The 22,761-nt window shown below is 36.0% G+C and carries 20 protein-coding genes; 4 read left to right on the top strand and 16 right to left on the bottom strand.

Features of this window, described 5'->3' with window-relative positions:
- Nucleotides 1–7: 7 nt before the first annotated feature.
- The 4 genes from wecB (at nucleotide 8) to ACOKFD_RS01455 (ending at nucleotide 4,604) form a co-directional block, all read left to right on the top strand.
- Nucleotides 8–1,141, top strand: coding sequence for a non-hydrolyzing UDP-N-acetylglucosamine 2-epimerase (gene wecB / locus ACOKFD_RS01470; protein ID WP_422859630.1), 1,134 nt, complete (start codon nucleotides 8–10; stop codon nucleotides 1,139–1,141).
- Between the two features lie 586 nt (nucleotides 1,142–1,727).
- Nucleotides 1,728–2,480 (top strand): glycosyltransferase, encoded by a 753-nt coding sequence (locus ACOKFD_RS01465; RefSeq protein WP_422859629.1) that lies wholly within the window; start codon nucleotides 1,728–1,730, stop codon nucleotides 2,478–2,480.
- A gap of 46 nt (nucleotides 2,481–2,526) precedes the next feature.
- Nucleotides 2,527–3,678: a glycosyltransferase family 1 protein gene (locus ACOKFD_RS01460; protein WP_298998229.1), complete on the top strand. Its 1,152-nt coding sequence runs from the start codon at nucleotides 2,527–2,529 to the stop codon at nucleotides 3,676–3,678.
- A gap of 134 nt (nucleotides 3,679–3,812) precedes the next feature.
- Nucleotides 3,813–4,604, top strand: a complete 792-nt coding sequence (locus tag ACOKFD_RS01455; protein WP_422859628.1) for a formyltransferase family protein — start codon at nucleotides 3,813–3,815, stop codon at nucleotides 4,602–4,604.
- Nucleotides 4,605–4,676: 72 nt separating this feature from the next.
- Here the strand turns inward: ACOKFD_RS01455 and ACOKFD_RS01450 are convergent, their stop codons facing one another.
- The 16 genes from ACOKFD_RS01450 to ACOKFD_RS01375 form a co-directional block, all read right to left on the bottom strand.
- Nucleotides 4,677–5,552, bottom strand: coding sequence for a hypothetical protein (locus ACOKFD_RS01450; RefSeq protein WP_298998225.1), 876 nt, complete (start codon nucleotides 5,550–5,552; stop codon nucleotides 4,677–4,679).
- Nucleotides 5,553–5,563: 11 nt separating this feature from the next.
- Nucleotides 5,564–7,018, bottom strand: a complete 1,455-nt coding sequence (locus tag ACOKFD_RS01445) for an MBOAT family O-acyltransferase (protein WP_422859627.1) — start codon at nucleotides 7,016–7,018, stop codon at nucleotides 5,564–5,566.
- 81 nt (nucleotides 7,019–7,099) lie between these two features.
- Nucleotides 7,100–8,095 carry a polysaccharide deacetylase family protein gene (locus tag ACOKFD_RS01440; protein WP_422859626.1) on the bottom strand — a complete coding sequence of 332 codons (996 nt, stop codon included), beginning with the start codon at nucleotides 8,093–8,095 and terminating at the stop codon, nucleotides 7,100–7,102.
- A 12-nt stretch (nucleotides 8,096–8,107) separates the two neighbouring features.
- Complete coding sequence (locus ACOKFD_RS01435; protein WP_422859625.1) at nucleotides 8,108–9,052, bottom strand: hypothetical protein; 945 nt, start codon at nucleotides 9,050–9,052, stop codon at nucleotides 8,108–8,110.
- 4 nt (nucleotides 9,053–9,056) lie between these two features.
- Complete coding sequence (locus tag ACOKFD_RS01430; RefSeq protein ID WP_422859624.1) at nucleotides 9,057–10,442, bottom strand: MBOAT family O-acyltransferase; 1,386 nt, start codon at nucleotides 10,440–10,442, stop codon at nucleotides 9,057–9,059.
- Between the two features lie 62 nt (nucleotides 10,443–10,504).
- Nucleotides 10,505–11,413, bottom strand: a complete 909-nt coding sequence (locus ACOKFD_RS01425; RefSeq protein WP_422859623.1) for a hypothetical protein — start codon at nucleotides 11,411–11,413, stop codon at nucleotides 10,505–10,507.
- A gap of 2 nt (nucleotides 11,414–11,415) precedes the next feature.
- Nucleotides 11,416–12,852: an MBOAT family O-acyltransferase gene (locus tag ACOKFD_RS01420; protein ID WP_422859622.1), complete on the bottom strand. Its 1,437-nt coding sequence runs from the start codon at nucleotides 12,850–12,852 to the stop codon at nucleotides 11,416–11,418.
- 3 nt (nucleotides 12,853–12,855) lie between these two features.
- A complete protein-coding gene (locus ACOKFD_RS01415) occupies nucleotides 12,856–12,951 on the bottom strand; it encodes a hypothetical protein (RefSeq protein WP_422860992.1) in 96 nt (31 codons plus the stop codon).
- 16 nt (nucleotides 12,952–12,967) lie between these two features.
- A complete protein-coding gene (locus ACOKFD_RS01410; RefSeq protein ID WP_422859621.1) occupies nucleotides 12,968–14,560 on the bottom strand; it encodes a carbamoyltransferase in 1,593 nt (530 codons plus the stop codon).
- 44 nt (nucleotides 14,561–14,604) lie between these two features.
- On the bottom strand, nucleotides 14,605–15,780 hold the full coding sequence (locus ACOKFD_RS01405) for an OmpA family protein (protein ID WP_422859620.1): 1,176 nt from the start codon (nucleotides 15,778–15,780) through the stop codon (nucleotides 14,605–14,607).
- A 115-nt stretch (nucleotides 15,781–15,895) separates the two neighbouring features.
- Nucleotides 15,896–16,351: a hypothetical protein gene (locus ACOKFD_RS01400; RefSeq protein WP_422859619.1), complete on the bottom strand. Its 456-nt coding sequence runs from the start codon at nucleotides 16,349–16,351 to the stop codon at nucleotides 15,896–15,898.
- A 19-nt stretch (nucleotides 16,352–16,370) separates the two neighbouring features.
- Nucleotides 16,371–17,513 (bottom strand): N-acetyl-alpha-D-glucosaminyl L-malate synthase BshA, encoded by a 1,143-nt coding sequence (bshA, locus tag ACOKFD_RS01395; protein ID WP_298998204.1) that lies wholly within the window; start codon nucleotides 17,511–17,513, stop codon nucleotides 16,371–16,373.
- A gap of 29 nt (nucleotides 17,514–17,542) precedes the next feature.
- Complete coding sequence (locus ACOKFD_RS01390; protein ID WP_422859618.1) at nucleotides 17,543–20,452, bottom strand: glycoside hydrolase family 3 N-terminal domain-containing protein; 2,910 nt, start codon at nucleotides 20,450–20,452, stop codon at nucleotides 17,543–17,545.
- 133 nt (nucleotides 20,453–20,585) lie between these two features.
- On the bottom strand, nucleotides 20,586–21,437 hold the full coding sequence (locus ACOKFD_RS01385) for a LamG-like jellyroll fold domain-containing protein (RefSeq protein ID WP_422859617.1): 852 nt from the start codon (nucleotides 21,435–21,437) through the stop codon (nucleotides 20,586–20,588).
- A gap of 48 nt (nucleotides 21,438–21,485) precedes the next feature.
- Nucleotides 21,486–21,968: an ABC transporter ATPase gene (locus ACOKFD_RS01380; RefSeq protein ID WP_422859616.1), complete on the bottom strand. Its 483-nt coding sequence runs from the start codon at nucleotides 21,966–21,968 to the stop codon at nucleotides 21,486–21,488.
- A 1-nt stretch (nucleotide 21,969) separates the two neighbouring features.
- Nucleotides 21,970–22,755: a (Fe-S)-binding protein gene (locus tag ACOKFD_RS01375; RefSeq protein ID WP_422859615.1), complete on the bottom strand. Its 786-nt coding sequence runs from the start codon at nucleotides 22,753–22,755 to the stop codon at nucleotides 21,970–21,972.
- Nucleotides 22,756–22,761: the final 6 nt, after the last annotated feature.

Raw genomic sequence — 22,761 nt, 5'->3', positions numbered from 1 at the left:
TAATATTTTGAAAAAACTAAAAGTATTGACCGTAGTTGGGACAAGACCGGAAATCATCCGTCTGTCCTGTGTTCTTAATGCCCTGGATGCGCATGTGGCCATTGATCATACATTGGTGCATACTGGACAGAATTATGATTATGAATTAAATGAAATCTTTTTTGAAGACCTTGGGATTAGAAAGCCAGACTATTTTCTAGAAGCTGCAGGAAAAAATGCAAGTGAGACTGTTGGTAATATCATGGTTAAGGTGGATCCTCTGCTCGAAAAAATTCAACCCGATGCCTTTTTGGTTTTAGGAGATACAAATTCCTGTTTATGTGCAATTCCAGCAAAAAAAAGAAAGATTCCCGTATTTCATATGGAGGCAGGAAATCGATGTTTTGACCAACGAGTTCCAGAGGAAACCAATAGGAAAATAGTTGATCATGTGTCAGATATAAATCTAACTTATAGCGATATTGCCCGTGAATATCTTTTAAGAGAAGGACTTCCTCCAGACAGAGTGATCAAAACAGGTAGTCCCATGTATGAGGTGCTTCATAATTTCAAAGATAAAATTGAAAACTCAGAGGTACTTTCAAAGCTGAATTTGGAAAAAGAGAAATATTTTGTCGTCTCATCCCATAGAGAAGAGAATATCAATAACCCTAGGAACTTTAAAGGTCTAATTGATTCTTTGAATAAAATTGCAGAAAAGTATAACTATCCTGTTATAGTCTCAACGCATCCTAGAACAAAAAAAATGCTTGATTCCAAGAAGGTAGATACCCATAAAAATATACAATTCTTAAAGCCACTTGGGTTTTCAGACTATAATGCTCTACAGTATCATTCTTTTGCAGTACTATCCGATAGTGGTACAATTTCTGAAGAATCTTCCATTTTAAATTTTAGGGCCCTTAATATAAGAGAAGCCCATGAAAGGCCCGAAGCAATGGAAGAAGCCTCTGTAATGATGACAGGATTAAACCCTGAACGTATCTTGCAAGGTCTTTCAGTACTTGAATTTCAGCAAAGGAATCCAGATAGAACTTTTAGGGAGGTAAATGACTATACAATGCCAAACGTAAGTTTAAAAGTGGTAAGAATTATAGTATCATATGTAGACTATGTAAATAGAGTTGTTTGGCAAAAATAACTTCAAACAATAGGATTTAAATCAAACTGTTGTTTGGGTATCTGAAAACAGTTTATTTCTAGATACTTAAAAAATGTGCGCCACATAGCGCCCTAACCTGGAAGCAATGAAAGAAACTAATTTTTTCATATACAGTAATGATGATTTCGCTGTTAAAAGTGCCGGAACCACTAGGATGATCTACTATGCAAAAGCTATAGCCAGTAAATCTAACAAGGTATTTCTTGTAAGCTGTTGTCAAACAAAATTCAGGAGTGAAGATTTTGAGGAAATTGAACCTAACATTTTTTTACTAACCAATAAAAAACTAGTTAAACATAACTTTTTCCAAACTCTATCCTTTCTGAGACACCTTTCCCAATTTTCAAGAACTCAAGGGACAAACAATATATTTCTATTTTATCCAGACCCACTGATAAATCTAGAAATATTGGGTATTCTCTATCTTAAACTTTTTAAAAGATTTCCCGTTTTTTTTGAGCTAAACGAAATAAGAAAACACTCATCCTCATTTCACGACCCTCTAAGTTTTAGCAATATAAAGTACTCGGTCAAAAAGATAATTTTCAAGTCGGTGTTTACCGTAATGCAACCGTTATTATTTTTTTATGATGGCCTTATATGTATTTCCACCACTATAGAAGGATATGGAAAGAAGTTCAACAAGAATACATTGAGAATACCAATATTGACGGATCCCGATTACTTGGTATCACATTCTAAGGACACGTATATCTCCAAGGACTCTTTCAACATAGGCTTTTCCGGAAGTATTTCAATTAGTAAGGAAAATCTTGATCTTTTCCTTCAGGTATTAAAAAAAGTAAATGAAAGAGGGAATAATGTCCACTTTAACCTCTGTGGTTACGGTACAAAAAAGAATATGGACTTGCTTGATTCTCTAATAAGAGAAAATAATCTTACAGACAAAACCGCCTACTTTGGTAATCTTAATGAAGTAGAATTTTCTTCATTTTTAGGACAACAAGATTTGTTAATAATTCCTAGAGGGTATACAATACAAAATCATTACGGTTTTTCGACCAAATTATCGGATTATCTAAACCATAAAAAATTAATTCTATTAACTGATATAAGTGACAACAAATTATACATAAAGGACGGCGAGAATGGTTTTATTGTTCCCCCTGATGATGAGAATGCCATGTATATCAAACTAGTTGAAATTATAGAAAACTTTGAAGTATTTGAAAACAAAATACTACCAAACGCAATAATCACCTCAAAAACTTCATTTAATTATAATAACTATAAAAAATCCCTTACAGAATTCTTGTCACAATCAAAAGCAAGTTCTGAGATGAAAGTTTTGATTTAGGTGTTTTGATTAGCAGAGTTTTCTTTTTACAATAATCTTCTTAGATATGGCTGACAAACCAATACGTGTGCTACAGGTAATAAATAGTATGAATCGAGGTGGTGCTGAAACTATGGTAATGAATTATTATCGGAACATGGACCGATCCAAAGTACAATTTGACTTCCTTGTGCACACGAATAGTGCCAATGCTTTTGACACAGAAATACGGGCGATGGGTGGGAAAGTACATCGGGTACCCCCAATATCAATAATGTACATATCAAGGCATATCAAGGCACTTAAACATTTTTTTAAGTGCCATCCTGAATATAACATTATTCATGCCCATATGAATGTAAGAAGTTTTTTATCCTTAAAATATGCAAAAAAAACCTGCAAGTATAGAATAGCCCACAGTCATACTTCTTTGGACGCTCATTCCATCTTAAAAGGAAGTTCTAGTACTGGGATGAAATTGAAAAACTTGTTTCTTCATTCCATTAGGAGACTACGATTACCAGGCAGGTATGCCACGCACTATTTTGCATGCGGGGAAAAAGCTGGAAGATGGTTGTTCGGAAACAAAAAGAAAATAAAGGTTGTTAATAACGCCATTAACCCTTCCACATTTGTTTATGACCCAGATAAATCTGCAGAAAGGAAAAAAGAGTTCAATGTACACGACTCGCTAGTATTTGGACATGTTGGAAGGTTTAGTCACGTGAAAAACCATCGTTTCTTAATCAAAGTTTTCAAGGAAATCGTTGAGCTTGAACCCAACTCAAAGCTACTACTTGTTGGTAACGGGCCATTGGTTGAAGAGAATAAAGCATTTGTACATGAATTAGGATTAGAAAATGATGTTATCTTTTTAGGACATAGATCGGATATCCCCGAAACCCTGCAAGCGATTGATTTGTTTATCCTCCCCTCCCTTTATGAAGGTTTACCTGTTAGCGTAGTGGAAGCCCAAGCCGCAGGAATAAATGTTATAATTTCCGATACAGTTACTAAGGAAGTTGGGATTACACCCTTGGCGCATTTTCTTTCTTTAAAAAGTTCTGAAAAAGAATGGGCAGAACTTGCCTTGAGTCTTGTAAGCAACAAAAAAGAAAACATGAATAATGCCATTGCTCAAGGCGGGTATGATATTAAAGAATGTGCCGAAGACTTACAAAGCCTCTACTTGAATTTTTCGATTGACTCTATGGAGTAGAAGCTTTAAACTACTTAAAGTATTTTCTTTTGGTTTTTAAAATGCGGAGAGGCCAAATAGCATAACAGTCAATATCTGATTGTATTTATATTTGATGTAATCTTTCTAAAGATAATGGAACAATGGTCTAGCTTATGGATGTAGTAATACTTACAAGTAACCGAATAGGCAGTGCGTCGCTTCACCTAGAACATATTCTAAAGAGTGATTCCATAAACATTAAAATGGTCGTTCTTAGTTTAGGGGAAATACCTAACAAAAAAAAATACTTTAAAAGACGCTTTCAGAAACTTAGAAAAGTTGGAATTCTCGGAGCTATAAATGGTGTTAGAATGAGAAAATGGTATACCACCAAAACATTTAAATATCTTGATATAGCTCCAATTCATTCAATTTGTGAAAAACACGGTGTTCCATTTGAAGAGGTACCTTATATCAATTCAAACAAAACTGTGGAATTGTTTAAAAAATCTGAGGCTTTGCTTGGGGTTAGTTTAGGCAATCCCTATATAGGAAGGAAAATCTATAATGTTCCTCAAAAAGGAATGATAAACTTACATTACGAGGAGCTCCCTCAATATCAAAATGCCATTGGCGTGGTATGGCAGCTTTATAATCTTTCTTCAAATACCGGATATACAATTCATCAGATTGATAAACATATAGACACAGGAGATATTCTATTGTGCGAGAAGGTCCCTATTACATTTCAAAAAACACTTGAAGATACCGTTGCTGGCACATATGCAAAAGTATGGCTGGAATCTGCTGAAAAACTCAGATTAGTACTACAGAATTTTGACGATTTCGTATCAAAGAAAAAGAAACAAGAAAATGGAACAAAATACACCACTCCAACCATCTATCAATTTTGTAAGATTCTATTAAATCACCAAAAACTAAGAAAGAATCAACTATATCCGTAAAACAAGTCTTTTTTAAGTTTAAAAAGCCGACAAAGTAATTAAACTGTTTTTCCCGTAAAAAGTGGGATTGGATTAATACTTAAATTTTAATAACTCCCCGCTTTCAAACAAGGTAGAAAAGTAGTCGGCTCCTGTAGGAGATAGATGGACCAAGTCTACAAAATAGCCATCTTCCATATCCATTTTGGAAAAATCATAGAATGGAACAGACGAAAAATATTTCTCATAAAAGCCATACATGCCATCCTGCTTATCGTGCAATGAATTATGTATAGGAGGATTGACCAATATGAGTTCCAAATCATTATCTCTACAAAAATTCACTATTTGTTGTAGGTACTTTTTTTCAACGGGTGATTCTAAAAAGCTATCATACTCTACCCTACCTTCATTCCGTAGTTTTTCCAATTCTTTATCTAAAATAGTATAATCCAGTTTTTCATATCCTCCAAAACTGTCCAATCCCCTAAGTACAAAAACAGGAAAAAGAGCTTGGGAAAACATACCTGAAAGCATTTTTTTTGGTTTTTCTTTAAAAAGAAATGCAAAATCGTCTTGCCCTAAAAACGGAAAATAAATTCTAAGCCGACTTCCCAAATGTGCATCATCAAAAAGCCAAGTTTCCTCAATAAACTTATGGACGTTGTGCTGCGAAAATGAAAGGAAAACCGTATCTATCTGAGGATTTTCCTTTTTTATTTTTTTCAATTTCAGATAACTATAGAAATACGAATCGGCGCTTGCCGATAAATTATGACTGTTACTGATGATTTTGTCATTGAATGAATAACGGGAATGGGAGTCGCCCAAAACTACCTTATTCACATTTTTATCAAGCTCAAACGTACTAGACCAATTAAATATCACTTTATTGACACCTGTTAGTGCCAGTAATGAGAACACGACTATAAGTAATTGCAAACCAAGTTTTTGAAAAAATCTCCTCATCTCAGAAAGGTTTAAAATTGGAAATATATAAAGTCTTGTTTCCCCCCACCAAAGATTAAAATTGAAAAAATAAGAAACACATATAGCGCCCTTCTCTTTAGTGATTGCGAAAGAAGATTAGAATTATTGAGTTCCAGAGCAAACTCCTTTTCTCTATTTACCCATTCAATGAATAAAAGAACACCAATAAAAAAGCATGTACTTAATAGCTGGATACTGATATCCATGGTAGGCATTTCAATCAAAGAAGATGTGAATATCCCTTGAATGTATTGAAAGGCATGCTCAATACTTTGCGCTCTAAAAAAAATCCAGGCAAAAACCGTTAATACAAATGTAGTAAGCATTGATGCAAACTCTCTCAACGAAGGAAAATATTTACCCTCGCCAATGGTACCAAGATTGCTTCTGTTCCTATTTGTAAGCAAAAGTGGCAAGAAGTATATTGCATTTAAGGCTCCCCATACAATAAAGGTCCAATTTGCACCGTGCCAAAAACCACTAACCAAAAAAATCACAAACGTGTTTCTCAATTTAAGCCAAGTACCTCCCCTACTACCTCCTAATGGAATATAAAGATAGTCTCTAAACCAAGTAGAAAGAGAGATATGCCAACGTCGCCAAAATTCAGCGATATCCCTGGAAAAATATGGAAATGCAAAATTTCGCATTAAATCAAAGCCAAAAATCCTTGCAGTTCCAATTGCAATATCGGAATAGCCAGAAAAATCACCGTAAATTTGAAAAGTGAAGAAAATTGCTCCTAAAATTAAGGTGCTTGAATTCATGTCTGCAGAACTATTAAAAATCTGATTTGCGAATTCAGCACAGTTATCAGCTATAACAATTTTCTTAAACAAACCCCATAAAATTTGACGCATACCATCCACTGCTCGAGCATAGGTAAACTTTCTTTTTACATAAAACTGTGGTAATAAATTCGTTGCACGTTCTATAGGACCAGCTACCAACTGAGGGAAAAAACTAACAAATGCCCCAAAAGCAATAATATCCTTAGTTGGCTTTATTTTTCCTTTATAAACGTCAATGGTATAGCTTAAAGTTTGGAATGTATAAAAACTAATCCCCACTGGAAGAATAATATTCAAACTGCTAGCCCTTAACTCATATCCAAAAAAAGAAAAGGTCGTAATGAAGTTTTCCAAGAAAAAATTATAGTATTTGAAAAAGCCCAAAAAACCAAGATTAACAACAATACTGGTCCATAACAGAAATTTTCTATTAATCTGTTTTTCTTCAATTTCAAGTTTTCTCCCTATACTAAAATCTATAAGCGTACTAAAGGCAATCAGCGACAAAAACCTCCAATCCCACCATCCATAAAAAACATAACTTGCAACAAGTATCAACAGGTTTTGATGCTTTATATTCTTATGGGTCACAAACCAGTAAAGCAGAAAAACTATTGGTAAAAAAACTGCAAAATCAATTGAATTAAAGAGCATTTTTGTTTCTTTTAAGTGGGTACCAAACTTTGCTAGGTAATTTTGTTGATTAGATATTTAAAAAAAGTTGCAAAGTAGTTTTTACACCGTCTTGCTAAAAGACTCTTCTGCCGCTTGACTCATGGTGTAGCTTTTAAAACCATATTCCTTTTCCAAATGGGAAAAGTGCTTCAATATATCATCCAAAAAGGCAAAGTTCTCTTCAAGATTCGAACCATAGTTATGAGGATGCCACCATAAATGAAAAACCTCATTATTTTTCGCTGCGTGTGTCATGCTGCGCTTGATTCTATTTAGTTTAAACGATTCTAGAGCTTTAAATCTTTTATTGTAGGGTCTAAGAAAACGACTCGAGGGGATGTTCACAACTCGTTGTTGTTGGCTAGGTTCTATTGCAAATGTATTGTGTCCTGATAAATTGAAGTAACAGTCAAGAGTCCGAAAAATTCTTTTAACAAGGCTAGTTTTCAATTCAGATTCTGCTCTATTAAACCATATTTTTTCTGTTCCTCTATAGGATGTAATCCCGTGCTGTAAACAAAGCTCCAAATACTCTTGATTGACTTGATTCCTTGGAAAAACAATTGACCTAGTATTCAAGCCCATGTCACTCGCAATTTTAATAGCAGCTTGTAAATCATCTTTAAAAGCTAATTTGTCTTGACCTTCTTCCAAACAATAATAATGGGAAAAAGTATGAGTGCCTATTTCATGAATGCCTTCATCCGCCAGACTTTGAATCCAATTTTGAGCGAAAAAAAACCTTTTATCAGTATTGGTTTTCAAAGTATTTAAATCCTCCAAAGAAGGGTAAGGAGATAGATTTTCTTCAAGGTACTTGGGTGTGTTTTTTGGCAAATACTCCATAAGTTCATCCCAATTCGAAGCAAAAAGAAATCCTACCGTGGCAAAAGTTGCCTTTACTCCAAAGTCATTAAATTTATCCAGCATCACCGGTAACACCTTATGTACATTTAATAGGTTCTGACCATAGGTATCTAATGATCTTTTGTCTCTTACTCCCCAGAAAAGTTCAAAGTCGAGGGAGATTACAAGTTTACCGCAATTAGTCTGCATAATATCTTTAGATTAATTTGATTCTTTTGAAAAACTGCTATTGGATTCCAAGCTGTTTAGAAAATCAATAACTTGAGAAGCTATTATCTCTCTTCCATTGTTATTCCAATGTCTGTCATATATTAAAGTTGTAGGAACATCTTTGGCTTTTTCAAATGATGGACCATAGTCAATAATTTTTACATTTCTATTGCCCAGCACTTTTAGGAAATCTGTGTGTGTATTTCTGCTATCCAATAAAAACGCTGTCTTAGTTTTATCCAAACCATAAAGCTGCACCAACTTTTCAAAATTGTTCAAAAAAATAACTTTTTTATTAATCTCATCAACAGTTCGAGGAGTTTGTCCGATATTAAAATTTCTGAGTACCTTTTTAATGGAATCAATCATCCCAATATCCAAAAAATAAGTCAATAGCTTTGAATATCTCAATAAAGGAAATACAACCTTTCTGTTTTCAATCTTGTACTCTCCCCGTACTAAGTCATCATCATACTTGAACTCAAAAATGATGAAATCTATTTTAGAAAAGACATCTTTGTTCTCATGAACTAGAAACATTTGGTCTGCCAAGTCAAAATTTGAATGTCCGTATTCATAAACTTGAAGGTTTTCTAGTTGTCTTTCAATCTTTTTTCCAATAGAATTTCTATAATCCTGATGCAGTCCTTCTATAAAAGAATCGCCTAAAATGGCAATTTCAATTCCTTCCTCCGTAGGATTAAACTCCCTAAAAGAATTATAGCCTGCTTGATTTATTCGATATGGAGAGGTTTTTTGTTTTCTGTTCCCGAAGACAGCAAACCCTTCTTGACCCGGAACTCGTTTATACGTCTTATCCTCTGCCAAATACCACTCGGGCATATCATTGTATAAATGAAAAACCCTAACCATCAACTCTAGAACTAAGAAGATTAAAGCCACATAAACTACTATTTTCTTGATAAACCTAAACATCCATCTAAAATTGAAAGTAAATAAAGGATCTGTCTATTCCACTATCATAAAACAGGATGATTCCAAAAATTGTTAGTGTATACAAAACAAACCTTATTGATTTGGATTTAAACTTATATGGATTTCTTTCATCTTTCCGGATTATGTATTCATATAAAACAAAAAGAGCCAAAAGAATGAAATAGTCAATCAATCTATATCCTTGAGGATGACTATAAAACTGAAAGGACATGTTAAAAAACATTCTTTTGAAATAAACAACAGCCTGTGCTAGAGATTCAGCCCTAAAAAACACCCAAGACAACGTTACAAGGACGAAAGTTGTCAGTATTCCCAATATTTGTCGAAATACAGATTTATGAAATCCTTTCCAAACAAATGATTCTAAATATTTCCTGTTTTGACCTCTTATCAAAAGTGGGATAAACAGCAATGCGTGAATTCCACCCCATACAATAAATGTCCAATTGGCGCCATGCCAAAAACCACTAATTATGAATACCAGTAAAATGTTGCGAATTACCGTTTTCATTTTGCTCCTGGATCCTCCTAAGGGGATATAAATATAATCTCTAAACCATGTGGATAAAGAGATATGCCATCTGCGCCAGAATTCGGCAATGTTTCTTGAGAAATAGGGAAACTTAAAATTTGACATCAATTCAATACCAAAAAGCTTGGATGTCCCAATAGCGATATCCGAATAACCTGAAAAATCCCCATAAATTTGAAACCCAAAGAAAACAGCCCCTAATAATAAAGTGCTGGAGGGGTAGGTGCCCGTATTTGCGAAAATATCATCCACCATTGGAGCTAAGGAATCAGCAATAGCAACTTTTTTAAAAAGCCCCCAAACCATTAACTTCAAACCACTACTTGCCTGTTCATAATTGAATTTTCGTTTTTTTAGTATTTGAGGGAGTAAATTGGTTGCCCGTTCTATGGGTCCTGCTACCAGCTGAGGAAAAAAACATACGAATGCGGCAAAACCAACAAAATTCTTGGTTGGTTCAAGTTTTCTGTTATAAACATCAATCGTGTAGCTAAGTGTCTGAAAGGTGTAAAAGCTAATCCCGACTGGTAATATTATATCAAGTGAACCACTACTTACTGTTTTACCAAAAAAAGAAAAGGCACTTGCGAAACTTTCTGTAAAAAAATTATAATATTTGAAAAAACCCAAAAGCCCAATATTCACAACAACACTAGCCCAAAGAAGTAATTTCCGTTTTCGTTGGCCTTGTTCCCTATTAAGATTTGTAGCTATACTATAGTCAACAATAGTACTAATTACGATTAATGCAAGGAATCGCCAATCCCACCACCCATAAAAAACATAACTCGCGAGAACAATAAATGCATTTTGAATCTGAACTGACTTAAAAGTCACAAACCAGTAGATAAAAAAAACTACTGGTAGAAAAACAAAAAATTCAAGTGAGTTAAACAGCATTACAACTTCTTTAAATATTCTGCAACTTGTAGCGCAGCTTGTTCATGGCCATAACATGTCCAGTGATGATCATATTCAAATGACCAATCATCATCTGCTGAATCATCCAGTTGAATAACGTTTAAATCTTGACTCTTTAAAAACGATGAAAATTCTTCATCTGTATCTGGTCTTAAAACAACAACGATTTTATCCAAATTGTAATTCTGCTTTCCATAATCAATCAAGTCTCCAAAATGGTCAAAATAATCGGAGATAGGCTTTTTGGGTGTTTCAGCCGTTTCTTTAGGCTTTGGTAAGGTCAAAGAACCTTGAAACCTTCTGTACAAGTAGAAGATAAACTTCCAGCTATAAAGTATTTTTTTCACCCCTGGGGCTTTCATTTTACCGTAAACAATCTCTTTTTTACCTAAGTCAATTTGAGTAATGTCCGATAATCTTCTTATTTGCTGAATACTTTCAGTAAAATCAGTTTCATTAATGTAGATTAATTGAACTCGTGGATTTAAAGAATCCAATTGTTTTGAAATTTCTAGAGCTTCTATAAAGGAAACCCCTGATCTTGAGGCTTCAGTATAATTGAATTCTGGAAGAGCCTTCTTAAGATAGTTCATCTGATGGCATTCCTCCGGATTCATAAAATTCTCTATGAACGAGTCACCAATTATAGTAACCAATTTGTCATAGCTCTCAGGAAGTTTTCCTGGCCAGCCTTTCTCATTAATATACCATTTATGAGAACCTCCTTTGGAGTAACCCTCTTGATTTGGAATATACCTTTGGATACCAAACTCATCTATCTTTCGTGTAGGGATAGAAGAGGTAAGGAAAAACATCCGGGCAGTTATCTCACCGAGCAACAATCCTATTGCTAAAAAAAAGGCTATTTTTTTGGCAAACTTTTTCATCTTTAAAATTGAAAATAGATAAATTCTTGTTGTTCACCAGTGAATGTGAACATCAGAATAATTAATCCAAAATAGAATCCCCAACGGAAATATCTTGGTAAAACAGAAATGCCCTCAATAGCATATTTTGATTTTCTTCCCATCCACTCAATCAAAATAAAAAACACAAGTAGATACAAAATGCTAAAGTCTAAATCCAAAAGTGGATTTTGAAAAAACTGCATTGAAAACATTCTTACTATGTAATCAAACCCTATAGATACGCTTTTTGCTCTAAAAAATACCCAAGCAATCAGAGTCAAAAAGAATGTCAGTAAAATTTGAAAGGATTCTTTGACATTTGGATACCATCTATTTGATGCTACTATATCCGTATTCAACCTATTTCTTTTGGCTAATAGTAGTGGTAGAAAATAAAGCGCATTTAACCCCCCCCAAACAATGAAGGTCCAGTTGGCTCCATGCCAAAATCCGCTGACTACAAAAATGATAAAGGTGTTCCTGATTTTCATACTGGTTCCACCGCGACTTCCCCCCAAAGGGATGTATAAATAGTCACGAAACCAGGTCGAAAGGGAAATGTGCCACCTTCGCCAGAATTCCGCAATATCCCTTGAAAAATAAGGAAAGGCAAAATTTTGTTTTAAATCGAAGCCAAACAATCTTGAAATTCCTATTGCAATATCAGAATAGCCTGAAAAGTCACCATAAATCTGAAAAGCAAAAAAGAAAGCTCCTAAAAGAAGTGTTCCTGAGTTATATTCTTGATAATCAGCAAAAATAATATTCACATATTCGGCACAGTTATCCGCAATGACAATTTTTTTAAAAAGTCCCCAGGCCACTTGACGCAGGCCGTCTACCGCACTTTGGTACACAAACTTTCTTTTTTTGAAAAATTGTGGCAATAAATTGGTAGCTCTTTCTATTGGGCCTGCTACCAATTGAGGAAAGAAACAGACAAAAGCTGCAAAAGCGACAAAGTCAGTGGTAGGTTTTAACCGTCTTTTATAAACATCTATGGTATAGCTTAAAGTTTGAAAGGTATAAAAGCTAATGCCTACAGGTAAGATAACATCCAAAGAACGTCCATCTATTTGGTATCCAAAGAATGAAAAAGCATCTACAAAACTATCAACAAAAAAGTTATAGTATTTAAAAACTCCAAGAAAGCCTAAGTTAACAATCAAGCTAAGCCATAGTAAAATTTTTCTATGACTTTCCTTTTTTTCCCTTTTTAGAAGTATTCCTATACTATAATCTACTAATGTACTAAAGGCAATTAGTGACAAAAAACGCCAGTCCCACCAACCATAAAAGACGTAGCTTGACAAAACAATAAAACCGTTTTGTAACCTTAGCCACTTATTTGTGACGAACCAATAAATCACAAAAACAATAGGCAAGAAAATGAAAAACTCCAGAGAGTTAAACAACATAATCTACTTGTTCTTTGTTAAAATAAAATTACCGATAACCAAAGTATCCAAACCTGTGGAGAAAAAGCATCTAATGGCATCTTTTGGAGATTCAACCACCGGTTCTCCCTGAATGTTAAAACTTGTATTCAGTACTACGGGCACTCCGGTGTCGATCTCCTAATGCTTTTATCAAATCATAATATCTTGGGTGTAATTCCCTACGAACAGTTTGTAATCTAGCGCTTCCATCAACATGAGTCACCGCAGGAATAACCTTTTGTTTTTCTTCAAGGACATTACACACTTTCAACATGAAGGGGGCTTCCACTTCAATATCAAAGAATTCATTCTTGGCCTCCACAATGGCAGAAGGAGCAAAAGGCCTGTAAGCTTCCCTAAATTTCACTTCAGCGTTGATTTTATCTTTCATATCTGGGAAAGCTGGGTTGGCCAAAATACTTCTACTCCCTAATGCCCGAGGCCCTACTTCCATTTTTCCCTGAAACCAACCAATTATTTGTCCTTTTTCTAATAAATCGGCAGTGTGTTGACAGATATCTTCAATATATTGATAGCTCAACTTAGCCCCATCTAATACTTTTTTTATATCCTCGTTAGAGTAGGAAGTTCCTATATAGGGATCATTATGGATGTAATTTCGTTTATTTCCTAAGATTCCGTTATACACGTAAAAGGCGGCTCCCAATGCAGTTCCATTGTCTCCAGCCGCAGGCATTACATAAACGTCTTTAAACTTACTTTCCCTTACAATACGTCCATTCATAACGCTGTTTAGGGAAACTCCGCCTGCAACGACTAAATAATCAGCTTTAGTTTTGTTGTGAAGTATATCGCAAATTTCTAAAACCTTATCTTCCAAAACCCTTTGGAAAGCAGCCGCAACATCTTTGTGCCTTTGTTCAAATGGGGCATTTTTTTGTCGGGGTTCACCAAAGACTTTGATAAACTTTTCGGAGTAACCAACATATTGTGCATTAAAAAATGACAAATCCATTTGGAATCGTCCATTTTTATCCACTGAGATTATCTTTTCTACCTCATCTTTATACGTATCAGGATTTCCCATAGGAGCTAACCCCATGGTTTTACCCTCATCATAATTTGGTTTAAATCCGCAAAAAGCGGTTACAATCTCATAAAAGGCCCCCAAAGAATGTGGAAAAAAGTTTTCACTGATTTTTTTTAGGTTAACTCCATCTCCATAACCCAACCAAGTGGTCGCCCATTCTCCGGCTCCATCAATTCCAAGCAAAGCTGCCTTTTTATAAGGCGAAACATAAAATGATCCTGCGACGTGTGATAAATGATGTTCTACAAAATGTACTTTTGGCTTTTTATTTGACTTCCCCCAGTTTTTGTTATACCAATTCCAAAAATCCTTCTGCCTCATATATGGGTGTCCTATTTGATAAGCGATGAAACGCAAAAGACTCTTTGACCTAATCATCCTAAACACATTTGACAGAATAAAAAATACTTTTTTATCCCAATTATGTTTTGGCTTTATTGATACAGCAATATGGTCTACATCTGAGTATTCTAGACCTGCATCCTTTAAACATCTTTCGGCAGAAAGAACGGGAAACAGTTTCGTATGCTTATCCCTATTCAATCTTTCTTCCTCAATTGCAGTAATTAACTGTCCATCCTTTACAAGAGATGAGGATGAATCATGGAAATAATAATTAAGTCCTAAAACGACCATTTAAGTAGTATTGGTTAGTTTGATATTTCAGCTTTTCAATGTTGTTAAAATGACAACACTTTAAATTCTGATCTTCTGTTTTCTTGATGTTTGGATTCCGAACATGGAATAGCATCCTCACACTCGTTAACTAAGCGTTTTTCTCCGAAGGCTTCAATATTTAATCTTGTGGCATCAACATTGTTCTTTAGCAGATATTGCATTGTACGTTCTACCCTCCGCTCCGAAAGCCATTGATTATATCTCGCAGTTCCTCTTGAATCCGTATGTGCTGATATTTCTAATTCCAACTCTGGATATTTCCTTAAAATCACGACCAATTTATCAAGAAGTTCTTTATCTCTGGCAGTCAGATATGAAGAATTCAATGCAAAATATACATTGCCAAGGGCATTAATTTCATTCTCAATTGAGGCTTTTCTTTTCTCTTCAGCTTCTCGCTTAGCTTTTTCTGCTTCGGCAAGTTTTGCTGCTTCTTGTTTTCTTTTCAACTTTTCGGCCAATAGTCTTGCTTCCTCGTCCGCTTTTTCTTTAGCAGCAATAGAATCTTGAACCCTTTTTTCTTCAGCTTCCATTTCTTGTAATAATGCTAGCTTTTCTTGACCTTTGGGAGAAAGCCCTTTTTTAATATCAAATTGATAAACAACTCCAATGGCATGCTGTATATGGTTGGTAGCATTTTCCGTACTCATCGCCCATTTACCGGTAGAATTAAAATCAAGTCCTACTCTATCTGATAACCACGTCCTGAATCCCACCACAGCATTGTACGTTCCACGACCTTGGTTGTTTGCATCTGTATAACCTGCTCCAATACCTACGTAGGGGTCGAAAAAACCCGTTTCCCCTACAATTTGATTCAAATCGTAACTAATTCTAAAATCAATACCGAAATAGTCAATATCTTCAGTATTAACAACATTGTCTATGATTTTTCCCTCTTTGTATTGATTGTAGGTACCAATTGCTTCCAATCCAATTCCGTTTTGAAAATATCTTCCAACACTTATTCTTGAAGGGAAAGGAACGGCATTCCAACCATCACGGATATCCAATAAATTACCGAATTCGTCTCCAGAATCATCAACTACATTCATCCCCAAGGAAACCATCCAAGAAGATTTAACAATGGAATCTTTTTTGGTCAGTTGCTCTTCCTGGCCAAAAAAGACCAGAGGCATCCATAGCAAACATAGCGTTATGTCCTTAAACGTTTTCATAGATATTGATTTGAGGTTCTGCATTACAAAATTATGCTAGACTATAAAAAAGCCCATGTTTGTACTTTCAAAGGCTCTAATAATCGTTAAGTGGGAAAAATCTACAAAAAAGAACTTATTGCGTGTACTGAAAGTCGATCACTTTGGTTGTTGAAGGAATGGTATAAAGATAGAAGGGATACGTAATAACGGTAATCTCTGGTTGATTGGTAGTATTTGAATTCGTGACCTTCATATTGATTTTCAAATGGTTATCGTCTTCCTTTCCATAGGATAATACCATTTTACTGCTTGGTCTTTGCTCTCCTGCACAAATGGCCAAAACGGTATACTTAGAAAAATCAATAGTTGGGACGGGTAAACCCGGTTTTCTGGTTTTGTTCACCTGTGAATAAAACTTGGACAAGGATTTCATATCACGAATCACCATGCTTTTTGCTTCGTAAATACCACTAAATTCATCAGTATCCACTAGAGTAATACCAGGGTCATTTTTTAAACCTTCTTCCACAAGGGTTTGCTTTTGCAATTTGCAAGAAGTTTGTGCCAAAGAAATAGCAAAGTATGCCATGAAAAAAAAGCTCTCATAATCAATAGGTGTTCTTATATCTAGAATTATAGGCTTTTTCATATACCTCTTCATATAATGGTAGTATGTTCACAATATCAAACTTTAATGCCACTTCATATGCGTTTTCTTTGAACTTTTCCATTACCACATCATCTTTCAAGATATGGATGGCTTTTTTAGCCATTTCCTCTACATCGCCAACATCTGCCAAAAAACCGGAAACACCATGTTTATTCACCTCTGGAATTCCTCCTGTATTACTTGAGATAACCGCGACCTTATTTATCATGGCCTCCAATGCGGCAAGACCAAAACTCTCAGATTTGGAAGGCAATAAAAACAAATCCGAAAAACAAAGGATACGGTCAATCTCGTTGCTGTTTCCTAGAAAAATCACCTTGTCCGCTATTCCCAGTTTATCACATTGTCGCTCTGCGCCTTCCTTTTCAGGGCCTTCGCCTACCATTATAAGTTTTGCGGGAATCTCTTTTTGAACCCGATAGAACACTTCAATTACATCCGAAATGCGTTTTACCTTCCTAAAATTACTGATATGGGTAACAATTCGTTCATCCTCATTTGCCATTAAGGACCTTTGGCAATCCGTATATTCTTGACTGTACTTTGATGAATCTATAAAGTTCGGGATTACTTCAACTTCCTTTTGAATGTTGAATATTTTCAAAGTGCTTTGTTTCAGATTCTCGGACACGGCGGTCACAACATCTGATTTGTTAATGCTGAAAGTAACAGCCGGTTTGTAGTAAGGATGTTTTCCAACCAAAGTAATATCCGTTCCGTGCAAAGTGGTAATCATGGGAACATAAATACCTTCTTCCAGTAACATTTTCTTGGCCATATACCCAGCATAAGCATGTGGAATGGCATAATGTACGTGTAACAGCTCTATACCGTAAAGCTTAACGGTGTCAACCAACTTACTTGATAAAGCCAACTCATACGGTTGATAATGAAAGAGTGGATATTCCGGAACATGTACCTCGTGGAAATGGATATTATTGCTCAACAACCCTAGTCTAACCGGTTGTTTGTAGGTTACAAAATGTACCTCGTGGCCTCTTTCTGCCAAAGCAATTCCCAATTCGGTAGCTACAACCCCACTACCACCAAAGGTCGGATAACATACTATTGCAATCTTCATATACACAAATCTAGCGCTATATTCATCTTTTAATTGATAATGGAATCATAAATTGCTTGTTGTATTCTTGTCCGCAAACCAGACTTTATCAACAAGGTATTACTTGCCGTAGGAAATGTTCTATTGGATAAAAATACATAAATCAATTCCTCATCAGGGTCTGCCCAAGTATATGTTCCCGTGAATCCACTATGTCCAAAACTTTTTCTTGAAACACATCCGCAAGTGGGTCCCTTTTCTTCCAATTGGGGCTTGTCAAAACCTACTCCTCGCCTCACCATCTTATGGCAAAAGTAACAGGTATTGAACTTTTGAATGGTGCGATCGTCAAGGAAACGTCTTCCTCCATAAACTCCACCCTGCAAATACATCTGCATTATTTTTGCGATATCGTTCGCATTGCTGAACAAACCGGCATGCCCTCCTACTCCACCTTGCATTGCTGCACCCATGTCATGCACGTACCCTTGAATGGTCTGGTATCTGAAGTAAGTATCCTCTTCAGTGGGTACAATCTGATTCTTTTCAAATTTTTTTAATGGATTAAATGAAGTGTATTGAAGCCCCATTGGTTGATAGAACAACCTGTCCACAAGTTCATCAATTGAGCTACCATAAAACTCTTCAATGTATTTTTTAAAGACATAATAGCCCACATCACTGTATCGATAGCGATTTGATTTTAAGTCCTGTCTTCCAATTCTATTGTAAATGGAGTCTTTATATGCTGAGGTTAAATACAGATTATCCGCAACTTTAAAGGGAAATCCTTCTGCAGGGTGATTTCTATAAAAATCCGAAGAGGGTTTTCTGTCTTCGGACAAAGTATCTATATAGAAAGCAATCCAAGCCGGCAATCGTCCATAATGCGACAAAGCTTTAAGTACGGTTACATCCTTCAACTCAGAATCTTCGTATTCCGGAACCAACTCCTTAAACGTATCATTAAGGGCAATATTCCCCTCTTCTTCCATCTTCATGATCATGGGCAAGGTTGAAAGGATTTTGGTCAAAGATGCTAAATCGTAAATATGGTCTTCATTCACTTTTGTCTCTGAACCATACGTAGGTTTTCCAAAATTCTTATTGTAAATAACCTTTCCTTTTTTGGCTATAAGGATTTGTGCCCCAGGAAACATTAAAGAGTCCAGTCCTACTTGAACAAGACTGTCAACAGAACTTAATCGGATGGAACTCATTCCCACTTTTTCTGGAATGGAATAGCCTAAACGCTTAATGGGCTTAGTTTCAAACCCTGTACCTTCCTGAAGCGTAGTACCGACTGAAACTGGCAACTTTCCATTTGCACCAATAGCACCAAAAATAGCTTGTGCCGCTTTTTCCTGAGCCAGCTCACTATTTTGATACCCCATCACCAAGGCATCAATGGTACTCGAATTCACTACATCCAATAGCGCATAAGGTTTTGCAAAAACGCTTAAAATGGTATTACTGGTTCTCAATTTTGATATTTCTTGAAGCCAATACAACTCTTTGTCATTGAATTTATAGGATTTCCAAGGAGAGTCATTGTTTTTATGAAACCCAATAATGACCAGATTATAGTTGGCAAGTACCTTTTTATACTCCGCAATATTTTTCTCTTTTACCCAGGTTACTTTCGTGTATTTAGAAAGAATATCATAAAAAGGCGAACCATCTGAATCACCTAATTGCACATATGCAATTCGTTTGTTTTCCAAGTTTTTGATTGGCAACAAGGAGAAGTTATTCTTTGCAACTGTAATGGCTTTCTCAATACTTTCTTCATAAACAATGTCATTTTCAACATTATTTAGGTCTTTCAACAGGTCTTCTTCAATGACCGGAGCATAGGTATGAAGGTCTGCCTTGTATTTCGCCATTAAAATCTTTTTGACCGATAGCGCCAGCCTATTCTCTGAAATTCTACCAGTATTGTAGGCTTCTATAAATAGATTTATGGATTCCATCGGATTTTTAGGCATCAAAAGCACATCTGTTCCCGCTAAAAAAGATTCGAGTTCTACTTCACCCTCACCAGCAAACTTAGCTACAGCGTTCATATTTAGGGCATCAGTAAAAACAAGCCCCTCAAACCCAAGTTCTTTTATCAAGAGGTCAGAAATGATACTTTTTGAGAGGGATGAGGGATGTCCTTCCCTGCTTTCCAAACAAGGAACATCTAAATGAGCCACCATTACCGAGCTTAACCCATTTTTAATGAGATATTTAAAGGGATACAACTCTATGGAATCCAATCTTTGTCTGTCTACATCTATGATAGGTAGTGCTTTATGTGAATCCACATCGGTATCTCCATGCCCTGGAAAGTGCTTTCCACAAGCAAGAATTCCAGCTTTTTGCATGCCCTTCATGATAGCCAAACCCTTGTTTGCAACATTTTCCGGAGATTCTCCAAAAGAACGATTGCCAATAATAGGGTTTCGTGGGTTATTGTTTACATCAATATCTGGGGCAAAATTGACATGCACTCCCATTCTTCTGGCATGATTTCCTATTTGGAACCCTACCTTTTCAACCGTATTGTTATCCTGAATTGCCCCCAAGGTCATATTCCATGGAAAGGCATACGTAGAATCCAATCGCATAGCCAGTCCCCATTCCGCGTCCATTCCCACCAAAAGAGGTATTTTAGATTTTGATTGAAACTCGTTCGTCAACCTGACCTGTCGAACTGGACCGCCTTTCAAAAAGATTACGCCTCCTATATGTTGGTTCTCTATTAATGATTTTATTTTGTCAGTAGCCTCTTTACTTTCGTTAGACCCGGTACTAACCATAAAAAGTTGACCCACTTTTTCTTCGAGAGTCATATTGGTGTAGGCATTCTCCACCCACTCCATTTGTGCTAAGGTGTCTTTTGCAATTAATGGGTTTTGAGCATTGGCTCCCAAAAAAAATAGTAAGAAGAGAGGAAAGTAAACGTTTATCCGCATAAAGGTCTATCTAGAATGTGAACTTTATGCATGTAAAAATATTGTATTTCATTGAAGAAAGACCTGTATTTAAGACATTTTAAGGCTTATGCGAGCTTTTTTTAATGGTCTTTCACTGTTCTTCCGTGATACATTAAGGCAGTATGAGTGAGCCGAGAGATTTGACCTTGTAAATCTTACCGATGTTGTCTACGGACAATGGCTCACTAAAAACTGAAAGCTCATCCATCAATCCTATGTAATTGAGACCGAGGAAAATTTTTGCTTTTTCTTCTTCCCAAGAAAACAAATCTCCAATATCTTTTTTTGTGCCTTTCAAGGTTCCGTTTACGTAGAGTTGATATTCGGAAGAATCAGCACCAAGATTAGAGAAGTTAATAACTATGTGGGTCCACTCCCCTCTTTTAAAAGGTGGTTCTTTTACACGTATCAGTCTTTTTTCAAGTTCAGGATTGTTATCTGGTCCAATATTTTCAGGATTCCATAACGCTAAATCGCCAATGACACCCAATCTAAAATCCCTTGGATTTTCTTTTGTAAAGTCTACCCAAATGGAGGCATCGTTATAATTGACGTCGGTTATTTGTATGGGGTCACAAAATCCAGGTTCTAAGTCTTTTGCAGGGTCAAGCTGTAACCAAAACGAAATTGCTCCACTCCAAGAACCTTTAGAGTATCCCATATTACGAAAAGCATCAAAAAACACCACTGGTTTTCCTTTTTTCTTGAAATCCAACGCACCACCGCTAAGACCTATATCTTCTGCAAACACGACATTGGAGGCTTCCAGACCTTTAACGGCGTTTTGAAGTTCTTTTCTGCTTGATGCTGAATAAATCTCCGGATTTCCTGCAGCAACTTGCGCTGTTGTACTTTCATTAAAAGGAGCATAAAAAAGAAGGCTCTTTTTTAAAGTGTCTTCTTGCGCACTACTAGAAAAAAGGGCCGTAAAAAAAACTAGAACAGGTATTATCTTTTTCAGCATAACAGAGATTTTTTGTTATTCAATTTTGGTTCGCGGATATACTATGTTTTAAACAAATCGTGAATGCCAACTTTCACTTGCAGGGACTTCCCAATGTTCTAAAAACTCCATTTTGTTGGTTACTAGGTTATTGAACACAATAGTGTTTTTGGAAATGGCCCTTTCCTTAGCCATTTTTTTGAAATCCTTCAATGTTTTGTAGGCAATGTATTCGCCTTGCTTAAAGGATACGTTCATTCTATCCAATAAATCCACACCATATTTCTTTTCAAGTGCTTGAATAAAATGCACAGAAGCATCAATGGAACAGCCGGATGCACTTGCATGTGATTGGTCTAGACCAATAATTATAAAACGATTATATCGGGTTATAAATCCTGCCTGTAATTGGGCTCCATGTGCCGTCCATTGCGTAACAAAATCGCCCAATGATTGCTCAATTTCCTGTATTTCCTCTTCAGTAAAGCTTCTATTCGCTTGGTAAATCCAAACTCTTGAGGTGTCGGGTAGGGAATTAAAGTCTACTAGCATTTTAGATAGAATTTGCAATTAGTTCAGCTACATCCAGTACGGTAACACTATCCTCTTTTTCATGGGCCTTTATTCCATCTGTCATCATGGTATTGCAATACGGGCAACCTGTTGCTATAATATTTGGATTGGTTTCAAGAGCATCTTTGGTACGCATAACATTGATATCCATATCTCCTTTCTCTGGTTCCTTGAACATTTGGGCACCTCCCGCACCACAGCACAAGGCAGTTTTCTTATGGCGTTTCATCTCAACGATGTTCGCGTTGGTTTTTTTGAGAATATCCCTGGGAGCGTCATAAACCGAGTTTGCCCTCCCTAAATAGCATGGGTCATGGAAAGTAATTCGTTTTTCTTTATACGTTTCACCTTCAAGCGAAAGCCTCCCGGCATCCATCAACTCTTTAATGTATTGGGTATGGTGGACAACTTCATAGTTTCCTCCTAAACTTGGATATTCATTTTTTAAGGTATTGAATGAATGTGGGTCACAAGTAACAATCCTCTTGATTTTATATCCGTTCAATACCTCTATATTCATCATGGCTTGCATTTGGAACAAAAACTCGTTTCCGGCACGCTTGGCCACATCACCCGTGTTACTTTCTTCAGCCCCCAAAACTGCAAAATCCACATTGGCTTTGTTCAATATCTTTACAAAAGCTCTTGAAATTTTCTTGGCCCTGTCATCGTAACTACCGGCAGAACCTACCCAAAACAGAATTTCTGGTTGTTTTCCTTGGGCGACAAATTCTTCCATCGTCTTTACAATCAATTTCTCACTCATAGTAGT

It is taken from the genome of Flagellimonas ulvae (genome assembly GCF_049333175.1).
In the GTDB taxonomy this organism is placed as follows: Bacteria; Bacteroidota; Bacteroidia; order Flavobacteriales; family Flavobacteriaceae; genus Flagellimonas.
Note: the sequence above shows the minus strand (reverse complement) of the source record. Positions and strands in the feature narration are given on the sequence as shown.